This window comes from Alcanivorax profundi (assembly GCF_003597125.1).
GTDB classification, from domain to species: Bacteria; Pseudomonadota; Gammaproteobacteria; order Pseudomonadales; family Alcanivoracaceae; genus Alcanivorax; species Alcanivorax profundi.
This window is the reverse complement of sequence record NZ_QYYA01000211.1, coordinates 1-361: the sequence shown is the minus strand read 5'-3', so window position 1 is coordinate 361 and position 361 is coordinate 1. Positions and strand designations below refer to the sequence as shown.

1 protein-coding gene is annotated in these 361 nt (G+C 40.4%); it reads right to left on the bottom strand.

Annotated features, from left to right (window positions below):
* Nucleotides 1–361, bottom strand: a 361-nt coding sequence (locus tag D4A39_RS19525; RefSeq protein WP_233552547.1) for a hypothetical protein, incomplete at both ends; no start/stop codon positions are given.

Genomic DNA, 361 nt, shown 5'->3' with positions numbered 1-361 from the left:
AGGACACGAGCGTTGTTACTGCAGTTTGTGATTATTTTGGAAAAATATCTCTCCCTTGTTCTACGCAAAGTCTGGTTAAACACACTCAACATTTCTTTGTAAATCTCATAATGAACCTGGAGCTTTGTTTTGCGCCATTCTCGTTCAGCCCTCCGGCACTTCCTTTTCTGTGCCTTGACTGAGTCTTCATTTCTCCATGGCGCCTTCTGTCTATTTTGGACAATTTTAACCGTAACAGGAGCAATGGCATCCAGAACATTTAGAACACTAGAAGTGTATGAATTTAACAGATCATCAACAGTAGAACATGAGGCATTCTCAAATGTTATCATCTCTTTAAACTGTGCCTCTGTGCTGTCAT